This window comes from Vibrio sp. 1402 (assembly GCF_033340275.1).
Window position 1 is genome coordinate 1 of the sequence record NZ_JAWOWE010000658.1, and the last position, 529, is coordinate 529.

Below are 529 nucleotides of genomic sequence, written 5' to 3' on the forward strand. Positions count from 1 at the left end.
CTTTAACGGTTTCACTGCTAGACAAGTTGATTGATAGCGACCCAACTACCAGAGAAGAAAAAGATTTTCCTGTCAGTCAGCAACACATGCTCAATGGTTTGTTAAGAGACTTAGAGTCGATGCTTAATAGTCGTATTGGTTGGAAAAATATTCACGAAGACTTTTTAGAAGTTAGATACTCAATTCTGAACTATGGGTTACCTGATTTTTCTTCAATGCCTTATAGCAGCCAAGATGGACAAAGTCAGTTGTGTGACATCGTTTATGAAGCTATTCGGGAGTTTGAACCTCGGTTAAGAAATCCGCACGTTCAAATTTCTGATGAAAAAAATGCGATAGATCGAACCTTACGGTTAGAAATTAGCGCAACTTGTTTGATTGATAATGACATCCACGAGTTGAAATTCAATTCGGAAGTCGAGCCAGTGAACTTAGGAATGAAGTTGAGTCGAGCGAAATGAGTGAAGAGTTTCTAAAATACTACAATCGTGAATTGGCCTATCTGCGACACAAAGGACAAGAGTTTGGC

The 529-nt window shown here is 38.9% G+C and carries 2 protein-coding genes; both read left to right on the top strand.

Annotated elements, in window-relative coordinates; all coding sequences use genetic code 11:
• The coding region (gene tssE, locus R7044_RS27790; protein ID WP_225456313.1) for a type VI secretion system baseplate subunit TssE at nt 1-461 on the top strand (461 nt) is incomplete at its 5' end.
• Nucleotides 458-529 (top strand): type VI secretion system baseplate subunit TssF (locus R7044_RS28690; protein WP_225456314.1); only part of this gene is annotated, 72 nt, incomplete at its 3' end. The genes tssE and R7044_RS28690, both read left to right, overlap by 4 nt.